Raw genomic sequence first — 14,667 nt, 5'->3', positions numbered from 1 at the left:
CACTATGTTTCGACGAGAAATACAAGAGCGCGAAAACTGGCGTGAATTAGCACGCCAGTTTGGTTTTGGTTTCCATACCATGTATGACCAACCGTATTGGGATGAGAGTGCTTACTATCAATTCACGCTGGAGCAAATTGAGCGCGATATAGAAGCGCCCACTGAAGAGCTGCATCAGATGTGCCTGGCTATTGTGGATGAAGTCGTTCGGAGTGAGCGGTTGCTGACGCAATGTGCGATCCCTGAATCTATGTGGGAGCAGGTCGCTTCTTCATGGAGACGAAGCGAACCTTCGCTTTATTCGCGGCTGGATTTCGCGTACAACGGGACCTCGCCAGCAAAATTACTGGAAAACAATGCGGATACGCCAACCAGCTTGTTTGAAACTGGCTTTTGGCAGTGGGTGTGGCTAGAAGATGTTGTAAATAAAGGTCGAGTTCACCAGAGCGCGGATCAATTCAATATTCTTCAAGACTTTTTGATCGAGCGCTTTGCCGAAATAGCAAAATACCAACCAGGACAAACACTTCACTTTAGCTGCTGCAAGTACACTGAAGAAGATAAAGGGACTGTCCAGTATTTAGAGGATTGCGCGCGAGAGGCAGGGTTAGCAACGGCATTCGTGCATGTCGAAGATATTGGAGTTACGGAAGATGGTCTGTTTGTGGATGCTGACGACAGAGCGATTCGTTGGATGTTTAAGCTTTACCCTTGGGAGTTTATGTTTGAAGAGGAATATGCGAAGTACTTAGCGACTGCGAACGTAAACTGGTTAGAACCGATGTGGAAGTCGATTCTATCCAATAAAGCACTTTTACCGTTATTGTGGGAGCGCTTTCCTAATCACCCGAACCTTTTGCCCGCTTATTTTGCTAACGATTCAAAAGCGAACACTATGAGAGATTATGTCATCAAGCCACTATTTTCTCGAGAGGGCGCGAACATCGAGATCGTCATCGATGGAAAACGTTTTGTTAAAACGTCAGGGCCTTATGAATCTAAATTCAATATCGTCCAGCAATACCATCCACTACCTAAGTTTGGGCACAACCATACGTTAATTGGCAGTTGGTTGGTCAATGATAGAGCTGCCGGTATTTCGATTAGGGAAGATAGTAGCTTAGTGACTCAAGATATGGCGCGGTATATTCCACATGTAATTTTAACATGATCAAAAAAGCTCTCCATTTGGAGAGCTTTTTGTCTATTCAGCCGTTCAATCTTGATGGTCGACAGCGTTGCGTCTATTGTTCTTCAGCTAATGCAACACCGCGCTGGGTAAGACCACATAACATCACTGGCATTGCATTGAAGATCTCTTCAAACTGCTCTAAGCCTTCCATACCTTGTTCGGCCAATGTTTCAATGGTTGTTTCTGGGTCGTAAAGCATAGTAAGAGAAAGTAAAACACCACCGAGTAGGGCATTATCTTCGCTATCCTCAGGCATCAACGTTTCCCAGTCATCACGCGCAAGTTGCCAGCCTTGTAATACACCTTCACAGAAATCGCGAGCCTGACTTGTTACAATGTCTTGCTCATCTAGCGCGCACCCTGCAGGCCACTGCCAAGTGCCTTCTAGGAGAGCGGGACGAGTTTGGTTCCACATTTGTACAATCTCGTCAATGTACTGCTCTAGTTGTTCACCGTCAGTAAATGGCGCTGTTTCTTCTCCACCCCATAAGAATGGCAACCACTCTTGAGGCATTAATACGTTTGGCGCTGCAGCCATCGCTGTTACAAAGCCTTGAGTTTTTGCTAGGTTTAGTAGTTTACCGTCAAGTTCTGGGAGAGAAAGGATGTCTTGTAGTTTCAAAATAGAATACCATTTGTTAATGGGCTGGTTGATTGCGCTCATCTTACCAATCAATTAGTGATAAATCGATATTAGGGAATGATTCACACATCTATGGAAATTCGCTCATCACTTAGAAAAAAAAGCATTCTCGCCCTAACACTTTACCTGTGCTTCTTTATCGCCACTATCGGTTCTGTCGCCTATTTGGTTGTTGAGCCACCGGTTAGACAAAAGCTAGAGCAAAACCTAGAGTTACGTACCCAACTCCTGGCTCTTGAGATAAAAGAGCCCCTCCTCAGTTCTACAGGTGTATTGAGCAGCTTAGTAGGGCTAGCCCAAGGGACTGAAAATATTCAATCTCTCAACACAATAATTCCACATATACTTCAATTGAGTGACAAGATGCTTGTTAGTGGTGGCGTATGGCCTAAACCCGAACTAAAAGCAGAACAATGGAGATATAAAAGTCTATTCTTCAATAAAAACAGTGATAGTGGTATTGACCAAATTCACTCCTACAATAACCCCGAATCTGGCGGTTATGATAATGAAGCCTGGTATGTCGCTGCCGCCGATGCTCCGGTAGGTTCTGTTAGTTGGTCTACGGTTTACATCGATACCTTTACTCAGGTCCAGATGATTACCGCGTCTTCTCCGTACTACCAAAACGGTCGATTCGCTGGAGTTGTAACGGTAGACCTATCACTTGATGCACTTTTTCAGTTTATTCGAGAGCACACGAACCAGCATTCTTTGGGGGTAGTGGTTCGCGATGCTGACTCAAACGTGATTATTGAACACAACTTTCAACTGACGGACGAAATTTATGTCAGCGAGCTTGATTTCGGAGAGTTCGATTGGCGCATGGAAGTTGTCAACGCAAAAGCTAAAGTCGCCGATCAAGTGTTTGAACAAGTGATGAGCGTTGAGGGGAGGATCATTCCATTTTTGCTCTTGTGTGTCTTGGTCGGTTACTACTTACTGAATCGCTATATTGTTGAACCAATTGTTCGCATTGCCGCTAAGATTGATGACTCGAAAACTGGTGGGATCATAGATATTGACTACGATAGCGATGACGAAATCGGACAGCTTATCGAGAAGTTCAATGAAAAGACGATCTATTTAGAGCAGGAGAGAATAAAAGCTCAGGCTTCGACAAACGCTAAAACGGCATTCTTAGCCACATTGTCCCACGAGATTCGCACACCAATGAACGGTGTACTAGGAACTGCCCAGATACTGTTAAAAACACCACTTACCGATGAGCAGCGTAAGCACCTGAGAACACTTTATGATTCAGGTGATCACATGATGACATTACTCAATGAGATTTTAGATTACTCAAAAATTGAACAAGGGCATGTTGAGTTTGAAAATAAGCCTTTCCCAATTGAGTCGATTATCGGCAGTATCAAGAGTGTTTATCAAACTCTATGTGCAGAAAAAGGTCTTCGCTTTAGAGTCGTCTCGCATTTACCAACGGGTCGTTGGTACAACAATGACAAAGCCCGTTTGCGTCAAGTACTGTTCAATCTACTCAATAACGCTGTTAAGTTCACCGATCGTGGCATCGTAGAGGTAGAGCTAGCCGAGAAATCGAGTAAGGCAGGCACCAAGCTGATACTAAAGGTAAAAGATACAGGAATTGGTATTTCAAAAGAGGCACAAAAACGCATTTTTCGTCCTTTTGAGCAAGCGGAGTCATCAACGACTAGACGGTTTGGTGGTACAGGGCTTGGTTTAGCAATAGTCAAAGAAATCGCGGAACATATGGGTGGGCAAGTGGTTGTAGAGAGTCAGGAGGACGCTGGAACGACTTTTACTGTCGAAATTGCCCTTACACCTTGCAAGCCAGGTAAAGTAGAGTCAATCAATACACATAAATTGAACTGTAAAGGGTTGAAAGCACTCATTGTTGAAGACAACCGAACAAATGCGATCATTATGGAAACTTTCCTCCGAGCCAAGGGCTTTGAGTGCACAAGTGTCGAAAATGGTCAGCTTGCAGTCGATGAGGTTGCGATCAAACCATTTGATTTGATACTGATGGATAATCATATGCCTGTTCTAGATGGCGTTGGGGCCATATCAGCCATTCGAGCAATGAGTTCACCTGCTAAGTCGGTACTGATTTTTGGCTGTACAGCGGATGTGTTCAAAGAAACACAAGAGCGTATGATTAATGTAGGAGCAGACCACATAATAGCGAAACCAATAGTGGAGTCTGAATTAAATGATGCACTGTATCTTCATGCGACACAGTTATATCAGTACCAATCGGACTTTGATGGAAATGCAGCAGATAGCTTTAATACTGAAAAGTGGTTACTCAACTTCTATGTCGCTCTAGATAATGGACATCTTAATGAAGCACTTGAGGCTATTTCAGCGATCATTGCGGAGGCTCCCCTTGAACTCAGTGGCGACGTTTCTTCAGTCGCCGAACGGATAAGAAGTAACTTAAAGCGTCAGCAATCCCCGGACCAAGATGATATCGATACATTAACGATTTTGCTGGCCTCACCATAACTGAATCAATATGGCGCAACTGTGAATTGTTCTTACTATTCATACGTCATCCAGCGTCGTCACAAACTCTTCTAACCTGCAATGAACAGGCTTGCAGTTTTACTTTTACGAGTAAAGCAGCAAGACCTTCTACTGTGATTATATCGGTAATACTCTGAATTTTCGCAGCTTGGTAGCATAAGCTATAGGAGTGACTGTTTACAGTCCGAGTTTTGTTCTAACTTTACGTCAAAATAATTATCGTAACCCCTTTTTATGTAAGTGAAATCCGTGTTTTTGTACCATTTTTACGTGATTTTAGGCGTTTTTACTCGCCATTGGTGAAAAAAACTACTTTTACTTTAAAAGTTGGTTATAAATTTACAACTTAATTTTAAATACAGAACCATAAGCTAGTTTTTGTGTGCTCTAATTGCATCATTAACTGGCTTGGTGTCTTTTTAGTGGTTAATAGTTTTATTATTTTTATTAATTGCAGTGTTTGATTTTAAGGGTTTTGTAAATGAAGTCTCGTGGACCATTTTGTATTCGTCACGCCGCAGCGGATACCTTTGCTATGGTTGTTTTTTGCTTTATCACAGGGATGATTGTCGAGATTTTGATTTCAGGGATGACATTTGAGCAATCTCTAGCATCGCGTACGCTATCGATTCCAGTGAATATCGCCATTGCTTGGCCGTATGGGGTTTTTCGTGATTGGGTGCTGCATCAAGGTAGTAAGGTGTCGCCGTCTTCCTTTATGAAGAACATCTCTGATCTGGTCGCTTATGTACTATTTCAATCTCCAGTTTATGCGGGTATTTTATTCGCAGTTGGCGCGTCTACAGATCAAATTGTGACCGCAGTGGCAAGTAACGCTGTTATTTCTTGTGGCATGGGTGTGTTGTATGGGTACTTCTTGGACATGTGCCGCCGTTGGTTCCGTGTTCCCGGTTATTCTCAAAGCATGTAAATGCCCCAGTTTTGCTCAATTTAGTTACTTAGTGAGCAATCGATTCGAAAAGGGCGCTTTTTTTTATGTTTAGCCTTGACCATCAGGCACATAATCATTAAATTAGCGCCTCGTTAGCCAATGATGCTAACCAAAATTTGATTCGGTGAGTTGTCCGAGTGGCTGAAGGAGCACGCCTGGAAAGTGTGTATACGGCAACGTATCGAGAGTTCGAATCTCTCACTCACCGCCACATTCTAAAAGGTCTGATTTATTAGGCCTTTTTTCGTATCTACACTAAAGTAATGCGTCATTGAAAGTACACAAGAGTGCTCAAGGTGCAAGCGCCATTCTATCTACAAGCCAACTATTCACATCTCACCTCTATACAACGCCAAAATTGAAGATGCTATACAGAGGCAGCCATAATCTGATTGGTGCGGGTTAGCACATCCGCTTTAATCTAGAATCTAGCACCCATATCACATGAGGTATGAATACGGCCACAAGAATGAACGTAGTGCTACTAGATGCTAAGCAAAACAGCCATGAACACGAATACAACAGCAATCATACCAAAGAGATCTGTGTTTAGATTGAGGTCATCAGGGTTAAATTTTTCAATGCTTTGCGTCGTTTTGCATCTTATCTTCATGTTCTTGTCCTTATTTCATGTACGATTTCAACAGCAACATAACATGCAATTGAGTGTTCACAAGTCATAAAAAGCATAAGTATACTTGCACCTCATTGAGCGCAAAAAATACTCAAAGCGTTTTAAAGTGGCGGTCTACCTTTTGTAACATCAAATATTCTTTCTGTTTTTGTGCCTGTATCGCTATAGTTGAGAAACGGTTATCTCGTTCTAGTTAGGAACAAACTACTGGCTGCCGCTACATTCTCTCAGCGTTCCCACTCAGTCGCCTTGGGTAGATACTTTAGTCGTTGAGTACTGCAAAAAAACGCCGCATGAGCAGCGGCGCTTTGTTGAGGAATTCCCTTTCCTACTTGTAGCTAAGTTCTGTCGCTTTGCCTTTGAAGATCCGGTATACCACAAAGGTGTAAAGCAATATCACCGGCATAACAATCATCACACCGTAGCCCACGATTATTAACGTCGCAGGCGAGGAGGCGGCTTCTTGTGCGGTCATTAATCCCGGCACAACTTCTGGGAAGAAGCTATACGCAAGACCAAGAAAGCTCAAGGCGAAAATGACGGTGACACCAAAGAAAGGCCAACGCACACCCAGATCATTCACCATCGGAACCTGACGCAAATAGCGATCAACGAGGAAGATGGTCGCCAACACAATTAACGGAACTGGGGCAAGCAACAAGACTTCTGGGAAACTGAACCAACGCAGGGCAACTTGTTGATTTACAATTGGGTTTACAACGCTCACGACTAAGATTCCTAAGGCTGCTAACCAACCAGCACGACGAGACCAACGTGCTGAACGTATTTGTAAATCACCTTCCGTTTTCAGTACCAACCATGCGCCACCGATGTAAACATACGCCGCCGTTACACAAAGTGCGCTTAACCAAGCAAAGCCAAATGCTTCGGCTGATTGCTCAAATCCCATGATGTAACGACCCACCATGTAACCCTGAGTTAGTGCGGTGATTAGCGAGCCAATTCGGAAGCACCAATCCCAATGAGGCTTATGATCCGAGTTCGCTTTGGCGCGGAAGTCGAACGCCACGCCACGCATGATCAATGCGATAAGCATGATGGCGGTCGGCATATAAAGCTCAGTCAAAATCAAGCTATGAGCGGTAGGAAAGGCAATTAGCAGAATACCGACGGCTAACACTAACCACGTTTCATTCGCGTCCCAGAAAGGGCCAATAGACGCTATCATTCGGTCACGTTGCGCTTCATTATCACTTGGCAACAGGATACCGACGCCAAGGTCGTAGCCGTCGAGCACGGCATACATAAAGACCGAGAAGCCAAGCAGCAGAAGATAAATTTCTGGTAGATAGTCGAACATGATTAGGCCTCTTGTTGTGTCAGTGGGACTTCATGGGCTGCAACGTCTTTGCGCGCCAAATAGAACAGGGTATGGATGTACGCAACCAGCAATGCCGCGTAAATGGCTAAGTACATAATGAGCGAAGTCATCACACTACTGCTCGCAACCGTGGTGACGGCTTCTGATGTACGCAATACACCGCTGACCAACCAAGGTTGTCGACCAATCTCAGTAACATACCAACCCGCTAGTGTGGCTATCCAACCAGAGAACGTCATGGCTAACACTGTGTACAGGTAAGGTTTAGGTAGCGCTTTTTGGCGTGCTAGCTTCACCGCGCCATACCAGCTAACTAGCAGCATAAGAACACCTACACCAACCATCACGCGGAAACCAAAGAACAAGGGCTTCACTGGCGGGTGATCAGGTGCAAACTCGTTAAGTCCTTGGATCTCCCCGTCTAGGTCATGCGTAAGAATCAAACTCGCCAGCTTAGGGATGCCCACTTCAAAATCATTGCTGCGAGTTTCTTCATTTGGCATCGCAAACAGAAGAAGAGGCGCGCCTTGCTCGGTCTCCCACACGCCTTCCATTGCTGCGATTTTTGCAGGTTGATGTTCAAGCGTGTTTAACCCGTGAAGGTCTCCGACAAAGATTTGAATTGGGATGAATCCAGCCGCCGCGAACAACGCGACTTTTAAGCCAAGTTTGGCTGAGCGATGATCTGGCTTTTTCATTATTTGATAAGCCGAGATACCCGCAATCAAGAAGCTGGCAGTCAGCGCCGATGCTAATAGCGTGTGCAGAAGACGGTAAGGTAAAGAAGGATTGAAAATGACTTCCTTCCAACTGGTTACATGCACAATACCGTCAATCACTTCATAGCCACTTGGTGTGTGCATCCAGCTGTTAAGCACCAGAATCCAAAATGCGGACATACTTGTCCCAACAGCAACCAGAACGGTGGCGAGAGTATGAACCCATTCTGGCACTCGTCCTCGTCCAAAAAGCATCACGCCAAGGAAGGTGGCTTCCATAAAGAAGGCGGTCATCACTTCGTACCCGAGCAATGGTCCTGCTACGTTTCCGACTCGTTCCATAAAGCCTGGCCAGTTGGTACCAAACTGGAAACTCATCGTAATGCCGGATACCACACCTAAGGCGAAAGTAAGAGCGAATATCTTGACCCAAAAGTAATAAACATCGAGCCATACGGGAGCTTGTGTGCGGTTATATCGCCACTTGAAAAACACCAACATCCACGCCAACGCGATGGTGATGGTCGGGAAGAGAATATGAAAGCTGATATTGGCCGCGAACTGGATCCGCGACAGCATGAGGGTATCTAACATCTTGGTTCCTCAAAAACGTGCCATACTAAAAATCGTGTCTATCTGTAATTTAGTTACGAAAAGTCGGGCAGTTTGGATTCATGTATCGAGAAATACAGGTGATTCTGTTTTCTTCTAACCATGATTTATATCAACTAAGGGAAAGAAAGGAGTGTAGGAAATTGTCTCAAAATGCCACTAATAGTCGCGAGAAGTGAGTAAAAGAAAGCAAATGTAACTGAAGGAGCATGGATTAAGATTAGTTCGAATTATCCTTATGATGGTTTCGATAATCCTGAAATAAAATTACAAAAACAATATTTTTAGTAAGGAAAATTGCCTTGCCTTCACTTTGAACCTCCATACTATTTATACACTAGTCATGTCGAGATCATCTCAAACACAGCAAACTTACTGGCAGTTAAGGTGGGAAACTTTAGCTAATTGATAAACTTAAAATTGCACTGCTAATGACATGTGCATCATAAGTTCGTTAGCACTCGACCAGAAGTGCGATAGGCTACATTTTTATACTAGCGAACGATTTGGCGCTAGGTAATTCGGTTTTCACTAGATCAACAAGTCGACTGCGGACCATTTTCGATTCCTGATGAGTTTCAATCCAAACTGACACTTACTTTTCAGCAAGTGTGCTAGTGTCTTTCTTGTTATTTATTAAATAATTAATAAATGCCGATCTGGTAAAGAGAGTTGTGGACAGCTATCTCGAGCAGTAGACTGGCGCTAGCCAGAGAGTCTGACTTTGAGGGGGGCATTCTACATGAACTTTGGATTCTGCCACCGCAAAGCTGATATTGAATTTGATGGAGATGGATAATGAACGACAGTTGGGCTAATTTCTTTCCTTACTTTGCTGGAGCTTTTAAGCTTATTGTATTAGGGATAGGAGCCTACTTAGCCATTAAATGGCATTTTGACGAAGAGCGAAGGGTAAGAGAAGCGGAAGGTGTAGTGTTTGATAACCCAAGTCTCATGAAAAAGTTTGCGAAGACGCTAACTCTGCCATTCCTTTTGTGTCTTCTAGTTCTTCTTGTTATATATGCTACCAACTGGTTCCTGTACTGACAGCGTTATTGTTTGTTGTAGTAAAGTTGAATGCTGCCACCTCTGAGAGTCGAGCCGTAGTTGAAGTTAACGCCTATGCCGAAATTGTCTAACCAATCAAAGGGCTTTGGTGCATAAAATAGCCATCCTATAGAAGCTTCGTAGTAATGCGGACTTCCCAGTTCATCGCTTAAATCATGCGAAAGGTCGACTCTTTTAATCCCGGTAAATAAAGCTTGCTCACCGTGATAAATATTGTAGTAACCGGTGATTTCATTAGATAGGTACCAACCTTTAGGGTTGCCTATATTGCCGTTATTTGCGCTTCCCCAGCTGTGCCCAATGAATGAATTCAATGTCGAACTGGCATGCCATTTCCCCCAACTTGTGGGAGATGTGTATTTGGCTTTAATGGATGGTTGAACTATTGCCGCCCATGCTGAAACGTTAACGGCACGGCCGTCTAGGATTCTTCCAATGATGGAGGAAAGTTTATTATCGGTAGAGAATGAGTTTTCATAACGCATAAGGTGAGTCGTCGTTCTGGTGCTAAGGGTGACGTTTTCACTTGCTTTGTATAGATACCCATAACCAATCGATGCACCGTATGTCCTTTCCTTGAGAAGATCCTTACTTGTGCCGAATAGTTTGAGATCATTCTCTGTTTGTATCGTAAATGCCTTAAACGACAGCTCATGTAAGTCCTCGCTGCCCTCTATATTAAAGTTAGTCGTGTAAGGGAGAACATATACGGATTTGCTTCTCCGTTCATTGATCGATTCATCAGTCCCGAACTCTGGGTTGGCGGTATCAAATAATGCATTCGGATCAAAGTCGCCAATACCAAACGCAATTGCGTCAGTGTCGGACAGCAAAACCGCGATAGAAAAACGTTGTTGGAGAAGGTTGCTAATTTCCTTATCTAGTGGATCCGCTTGAGCAGTGTGAGGAAGAGAGAGTAGGAGAGCGAGCGAAACGACTCGCCACTCCACTGAGGCGAAGTTGGGTTGGAACATTTTGGCTCTTTCAAATGGTTCATGCATGGAGTTTTTGGACGTACCGGTACGCTAACATTAGTTTAATCGTTGAATGGTCGGTGTAACTTTGAGAAATCTATGTTTTCTCATATTGATATGAAAAAGTTCCTTAAACGAGTTTAGCTTCAATGTGTATGCTGCACCAGATTTGTTTAGCAACATCATTCTTTTCTGAAGATGTAGCAAGACTTTGTGACTAGGTTGCATTATTTTCTTTAATGCGTCTATTGAGAGGAAAATAGCAAACTTTTTTATTGCCTTGGCGCTCAAGAAAATCTGAATCGTTCACTGTGCTACTGGTTAACTTCGAAAACTTGTAAGCATCCTGTCTGCCAACATCACGACTAATATCCTCACGGAGTAACCCTAAATACGTCAGATAAACAATGGTTTTTTTGAGCTTTAGAAGAAATGTTCGGACCTTTGCATATTCCGCGGTGGTGCTCAATCCAAGAACTGTGTTTTGTATGTGTTCTCAGTAAAGCATTGAGTCGATCTATTCTTCAAAATGTGGTCCCTTTTAATTCACTTTCTGTTACATATTTTTCGTTTTGAAAGAGCATTTTAATTTGCATCTTTTGAAAAGATCTCTTTGTTAAATTTTGTATAAAATCAACTAATTGTTGAAATTAGAACCCTTGTCAAAAAGTCATTAGATTTCATGTTGAATAGCCTCTTTTACCTAATAGTATACTCTATTTGTTTGATATAATTTCCGGCAGTTTGTATACCATAAATAAAGAGAGTCTATTCATGTTCCAGAACTTAACGATCAAGCAGAAGATAGTGATTCCGCTGTCATTGATTATTGGATTGTTTATTGTGAGCTCTGTATTAAACGTTATGACAAGTTGGAAGCAATCTGAATTGAGTGAGACACTCAACGAACAGATCGTGCCGAACTTATTAACGATTGAAGATGCTTATCGCGATCTTTACCAAGCAACATCTGCAATCCAAGGTGTTGCACTTTCTGATACTCAAAACGATATTGATCATCACATCGGTGAATACAAAGACAACGCCTACAAAGCACTGCCACGTATGGAACAAATGATTGAGCTATCACAAGCCGGTGTGATGCCTTCTACACATGGTAATGAAGTTCGAACGCTTGTCTCTTTGGGTGAAAAGTGGTTAGCAAGTTATGAGGCGATGCTACGTTTACCTCAATCTCAATGGCGTGGTTACTACAATGAGCACAAACATACCTTTGAAGACCAATTTATCGAGGTTAGAGCGCAGCTTAACGTTGTAAAAGATGCAATAGAAGAAAAGCAAAGCCAATTGAAGGACGAAATATCAGCGGCTGCAACAAGAGCAGAACTCATTCTTGAGGCTGGCATTGTGATTGTTATTTTTGCCGCTATCGCGATGGCTTTTTTGTTGTTACAAACGGTTGTGAAGCCTATCAATGATATTAAAAATGCGATGACAGAAATTGCGTCCGGTGAAGGTGATCTAAGTCAGCGAATCGATGTAAAAACACAAGACGAAATTGGCAATTTAGCAGACGCATTTAACCAGTTCGTGTCCAAAATTCAAATGACAGTCGCTCAGGTAATTGAAAGCTCAAATACCTTACGTAACGAAATGGCAAATCTTAGCTCGTTGACCACGACCATCGCGAACTCGACCGTTTCTCAGCAAAAAGATAGCGAGGCGGTAGCGGCGGCAGTGCATGAAATGCAAGTCACCAGCAGAAATGTAAGCGATAGCGCTAACGAAGCTGCGGTTGCGAGCCAAACAGCGAATGATGAACTTACCAATACCAATGTTATTTTGGATCAAACGGTTAGCTCAATTCGTAGCCTCGCAAGTGAAATCGAAAGCGCAAGCCACGTCATTAACACATTGGATCATGATGTGAGTAACATTGCGTCCGTACTGGATGTAATTCGTGGTATTGCCGAGCAAACAAACTTATTAGCGCTTAACGCAGCCATTGAAGCGGCTCGCGCTGGAGAGCAAGGGCGAGGCTTTGCTGTGGTAGCGGACGAGGTTCGTTCTTTAGCCAGTCGTACGCAACAGAGTACGGGAGAAATCCAAACCATGATTGAAAAGCTACAATCTGGTGCAGGACAAGCTGTAGAAGTGATGCGCGGTAGCCAAAATAGCAGTGATGAAACGATCAAGTCCGCTGGCCGAGCGAGTGAATCCCTTTCTGAAATCTTGAACGCGATTTCACGTATGAACGAGATGAATACACACATTGCAACGGCTGCGAGCCAGCAAAGTACAGTAAGTGACGAAGTAAATAGCAATGTACAAGGCATTGCAGACAGTAGCACTTCAATTGTGGAAATCGTAAACCAAGCGCAAGCTTCTTTAGCCATGTTGTCAGAGCAAACTCAACGTTTAGATCATCAGGTCAGTCAGTTCAAAGTATAAGCTTGAGAACAGCAGTCTCACTGATGAAATAACCCGCTTCTTAGCGGGTTATTTTTTAGATAAGTGGCGAACCTGACTTGTGAAATATCGACTATATTTACAATCCTTTCTCACTTTAGTTCGTATACCAGAGTGGCCAAAAACCCTAGACAGCAGTAACAAACTCTGTACAGCGTGATGATGCTTTTATCATCACTTTTGCTGCTTTTTAACCATTGTAATTGCTCACAGGAAAATGTGATTTCCAACCCAAAATCTTCAAATTTGAGAACTTCATAACACCTTTACCATAAACGTTTTTCGTAAGCGTATAGAACTGTAAATTTTGTTGTATGTACAACACTGGGTATTTATCATCCTAATTAATTTGTTCTGGATATACATCCGTTAGTCATTATTAAGTCATTCTAGAAGCTTTTAATAAGGAATCTTGAAGGCTTGTCGGTAGATAAGAGAGAAAAATTCATGAGACGTAAAACCACGCTATCTCTGCTGATTGCGTCGAGCCTTTTTGTGGTTGGATGTCAACCTAGCGAAGAAGGATCGAGCCAAGGTGGTGGTCCTGCGCCCGCAACCGAAGTAGAAGTGTTAACAGTGCTGCCAACGCGCCAAGCATTGACAGTAGAGTTGCCGGGTCGTAGCCGAGCATTCAAAGAAGCAGAAGTTCGTCCGCAAGTCACTGGCATTATTTCGGAGCGAAATTTTGTTGAAGGTGGCCTTGTTGAACAAGGGCAGTCGCTATATCAAATTGATGATTCATCATTTCAGGCGGATTTGCTGAGCGCTGAAGCGGAATTAATCCGTGCGCAAGCTGCGGCAGAGTCGACCTATGCCACGGTGAAGCGTTACAGAACCTTGATCACCAAAAAATCCATCAGCCAACAAGACTTGGATGAAGCAGAAGCGGCATACAAAGAAGCGAAAGCGCAGGTCCTAGTCGCAAAAGCCAAGATCAACACAGCAAAAATCAATTTAGATTACACGCAAGTCAAAGCTCCGATTAGCGGGGTGATCGGTAAATCGAGTGTGACAGCGGGAGCGTTGGTTACGGCTAACCAAGCTGCCAAATTAGCAACCATTCAGCAGCTTGACCCTATCAATGTTGATATTGTGCAATCATCCGCGCAACTGCTGCGTTTGAAAGCATCACTCTCCCAAGGCCATATGCAAGAAGATGACTCTGCGCAAGTTACATTGATGCTTGAAGATGGCAGCACTTACGAACACAAAGGCACAATGAAATTTACTGAGGTCAATGTGAACGAAAGTACGGGCAGCGTGACGCTTCGTGCCGAATTCCCAAACCCTGACGGTTTGTTGCTACCTGGAATGTTTGTTCGTGCGACGGTCATTACTGGTGTCGACCCTGATGCGATTCTAATACCACAAAATACGGTATCTCGTGATGCGACAGGTAAAGCGACAGTGATGACGGTTAATGGCGAGAACAAAGTGGAAGCGAAACCAGTGAAGACTGCCGAAGCGATCAATAGCCAATGGCGCATTATTGATGGTTTGAACGCGGGTGATAAAGTCATTACCGCCGGTTTACAAAAGGTAGGGCCAGGCAGTTCGGTAACTATCCAAAACGGTGAACAGGAGTAA

The 14,667-nt window shown here is 43.5% G+C and carries 11 protein-coding genes and 1 tRNA gene; 7 read left to right on the top strand and 5 right to left on the bottom strand.

The window, feature by feature from the left end:
- Positions 1–4 precede the first annotated feature (4 nt).
- Positions 5–1,171 carry a glutathionylspermidine synthase family protein gene (locus J4N40_RS11200; RefSeq protein ID WP_042522104.1) on the top strand — a complete coding sequence of 389 codons (1,167 nt, stop codon included), beginning with the start codon at positions 5–7 and terminating at the stop codon, positions 1,169–1,171.
- A gap of 73 nt (positions 1,172–1,244) precedes the next feature.
- On the opposite strand, the gene J4N40_RS11195 is transcribed toward J4N40_RS11200, so the two are convergent.
- Positions 1,245–1,856 carry a YecA/YgfB family protein gene (locus J4N40_RS11195; protein ID WP_005378278.1) on the bottom strand — a complete coding sequence of 204 codons (612 nt, stop codon included), beginning with the start codon at positions 1,854–1,856 and terminating at the stop codon, positions 1,245–1,247.
- A gap of 51 nt (positions 1,857–1,907) precedes the next feature.
- On the opposite strand from J4N40_RS11195, the gene J4N40_RS11190 reads away from it, so the two are divergent.
- The 3 genes from J4N40_RS11190 (at position 1,908) to J4N40_RS11180 (ending at position 5,512) form a co-directional block, all read left to right on the top strand.
- Complete coding sequence (locus tag J4N40_RS11190) at positions 1,908–4,328, top strand: hybrid sensor histidine kinase/response regulator (protein WP_115385852.1); 2,421 nt, start codon at positions 1,908–1,910, stop codon at positions 4,326–4,328.
- Between the two features lie 502 nt (positions 4,329–4,830).
- Entirely contained in the window at positions 4,831–5,280 is a 450-nt protein-coding gene (locus J4N40_RS11185) for an L-alanine exporter AlaE (RefSeq protein ID WP_005378276.1), read from the top strand.
- Between the two features lie 144 nt (positions 5,281–5,424).
- Positions 5,425–5,512, top strand: a tRNA-Ser gene (locus J4N40_RS11180).
- A gap of 273 nt (positions 5,513–5,785) precedes the next feature.
- On the opposite strand, the gene J4N40_RS24555 is transcribed toward J4N40_RS11180, so the two are convergent.
- From J4N40_RS24555 to J4N40_RS11170, 3 genes are all read right to left on the bottom strand, one after another.
- Positions 5,786–5,914, bottom strand: a complete 129-nt coding sequence (locus J4N40_RS24555; RefSeq protein ID WP_005378275.1) for a hypothetical protein — start codon at positions 5,912–5,914, stop codon at positions 5,786–5,788.
- A 349-nt stretch (positions 5,915–6,263) separates the two neighbouring features.
- Positions 6,264–7,256, bottom strand: coding sequence for a cytochrome d ubiquinol oxidase subunit II (locus J4N40_RS11175; protein WP_115385853.1), 993 nt, complete (start codon positions 7,254–7,256; stop codon positions 6,264–6,266).
- Positions 7,257–7,258: 2 nt separating this feature from the next.
- Positions 7,259–8,590, bottom strand: a complete 1,332-nt coding sequence (locus tag J4N40_RS11170) for a cytochrome ubiquinol oxidase subunit I (RefSeq protein WP_086046618.1) — start codon at positions 8,588–8,590, stop codon at positions 7,259–7,261.
- An 816-nt stretch (positions 8,591–9,406) separates the two neighbouring features.
- Here J4N40_RS11170 and J4N40_RS11165 point away from each other — a divergent pair.
- Complete coding sequence (locus J4N40_RS11165) at positions 9,407–9,655, top strand: hypothetical protein (RefSeq protein WP_005378271.1); 249 nt, start codon at positions 9,407–9,409, stop codon at positions 9,653–9,655.
- Between the two features lie 5 nt (positions 9,656–9,660).
- Here the strand turns inward: J4N40_RS11165 and J4N40_RS11160 are convergent, their stop codons facing one another.
- Positions 9,661–10,650, bottom strand: coding sequence for a Solitary outer membrane autotransporter beta-barrel domain (locus J4N40_RS11160; protein ID WP_213896180.1), 990 nt, complete (start codon positions 10,648–10,650; stop codon positions 9,661–9,663).
- Positions 10,651–11,424: 774 nt separating this feature from the next.
- Between J4N40_RS11160 and J4N40_RS11155 the strand changes: the two genes are divergently transcribed.
- Positions 11,425–13,062, top strand: a complete 1,638-nt coding sequence (locus J4N40_RS11155; protein ID WP_053307463.1) for a methyl-accepting chemotaxis protein — start codon at positions 11,425–11,427, stop codon at positions 13,060–13,062.
- Positions 13,063–13,527: 465 nt separating this feature from the next.
- Positions 13,528–14,667: an efflux RND transporter periplasmic adaptor subunit gene (locus J4N40_RS11150; protein WP_086046620.1), complete on the top strand. Its 1,140-nt coding sequence runs from the start codon at positions 13,528–13,530 to the stop codon at positions 14,665–14,667.

It is taken from the genome of Vibrio sp. SCSIO 43097, from assembly GCF_023650755.1.
Taxonomy (GTDB): Bacteria; Pseudomonadota; Gammaproteobacteria; order Enterobacterales; family Vibrionaceae; genus Vibrio; species Vibrio alginolyticus.
Note: the sequence above shows the minus strand (reverse complement) of the source record. Positions and strands in the feature narration are given on the sequence as shown.

Coding starts and splice junctions, on each gene's coding strand:
- J4N40_RS11200 (WP_042522104.1), top strand. CDS start 5: ATGTTTCGACGAGAAATACAAGAGCGCGAAAACTGGCGTGAATTAGCA.
- J4N40_RS11195 (WP_005378278.1), bottom strand. CDS start 1,856: ATGAGCGCAATCAACCAGCCCATTAACAAATGGTATTCTATTTTGAAA.
- J4N40_RS11190 (WP_115385852.1), top strand. CDS start 1,908: ATGGAAATTCGCTCATCACTTAGAAAAAAAAGCATTCTCGCCCTAACA.
- J4N40_RS11185 (WP_005378276.1), top strand. CDS start 4,831: ATGAAGTCTCGTGGACCATTTTGTATTCGTCACGCCGCAGCGGATACC.
- J4N40_RS24555 (WP_005378275.1), bottom strand. CDS start 5,914: ATGAAGATAAGATGCAAAACGACGCAAAGCATTGAAAAATTTAACCCT.
- J4N40_RS11175 (WP_115385853.1), bottom strand. CDS start 7,256: ATGTTCGACTATCTACCAGAAATTTATCTTCTGCTGCTTGGCTTCTCG.
- J4N40_RS11170 (WP_086046618.1), bottom strand. CDS start 8,590: ATGTTAGATACCCTCATGCTGTCGCGGATCCAGTTCGCGGCCAATATC.
- J4N40_RS11165 (WP_005378271.1), top strand. CDS start 9,407: ATGAACGACAGTTGGGCTAATTTCTTTCCTTACTTTGCTGGAGCTTTT.
- J4N40_RS11160 (WP_213896180.1), bottom strand. CDS start 10,650: ATGTTCCAACCCAACTTCGCCTCAGTGGAGTGGCGAGTCGTTTCGCTC.
- J4N40_RS11155 (WP_053307463.1), top strand. CDS start 11,425: ATGTTCCAGAACTTAACGATCAAGCAGAAGATAGTGATTCCGCTGTCA.
- J4N40_RS11150 (WP_086046620.1), top strand. CDS start 13,528: ATGAGACGTAAAACCACGCTATCTCTGCTGATTGCGTCGAGCCTTTTT.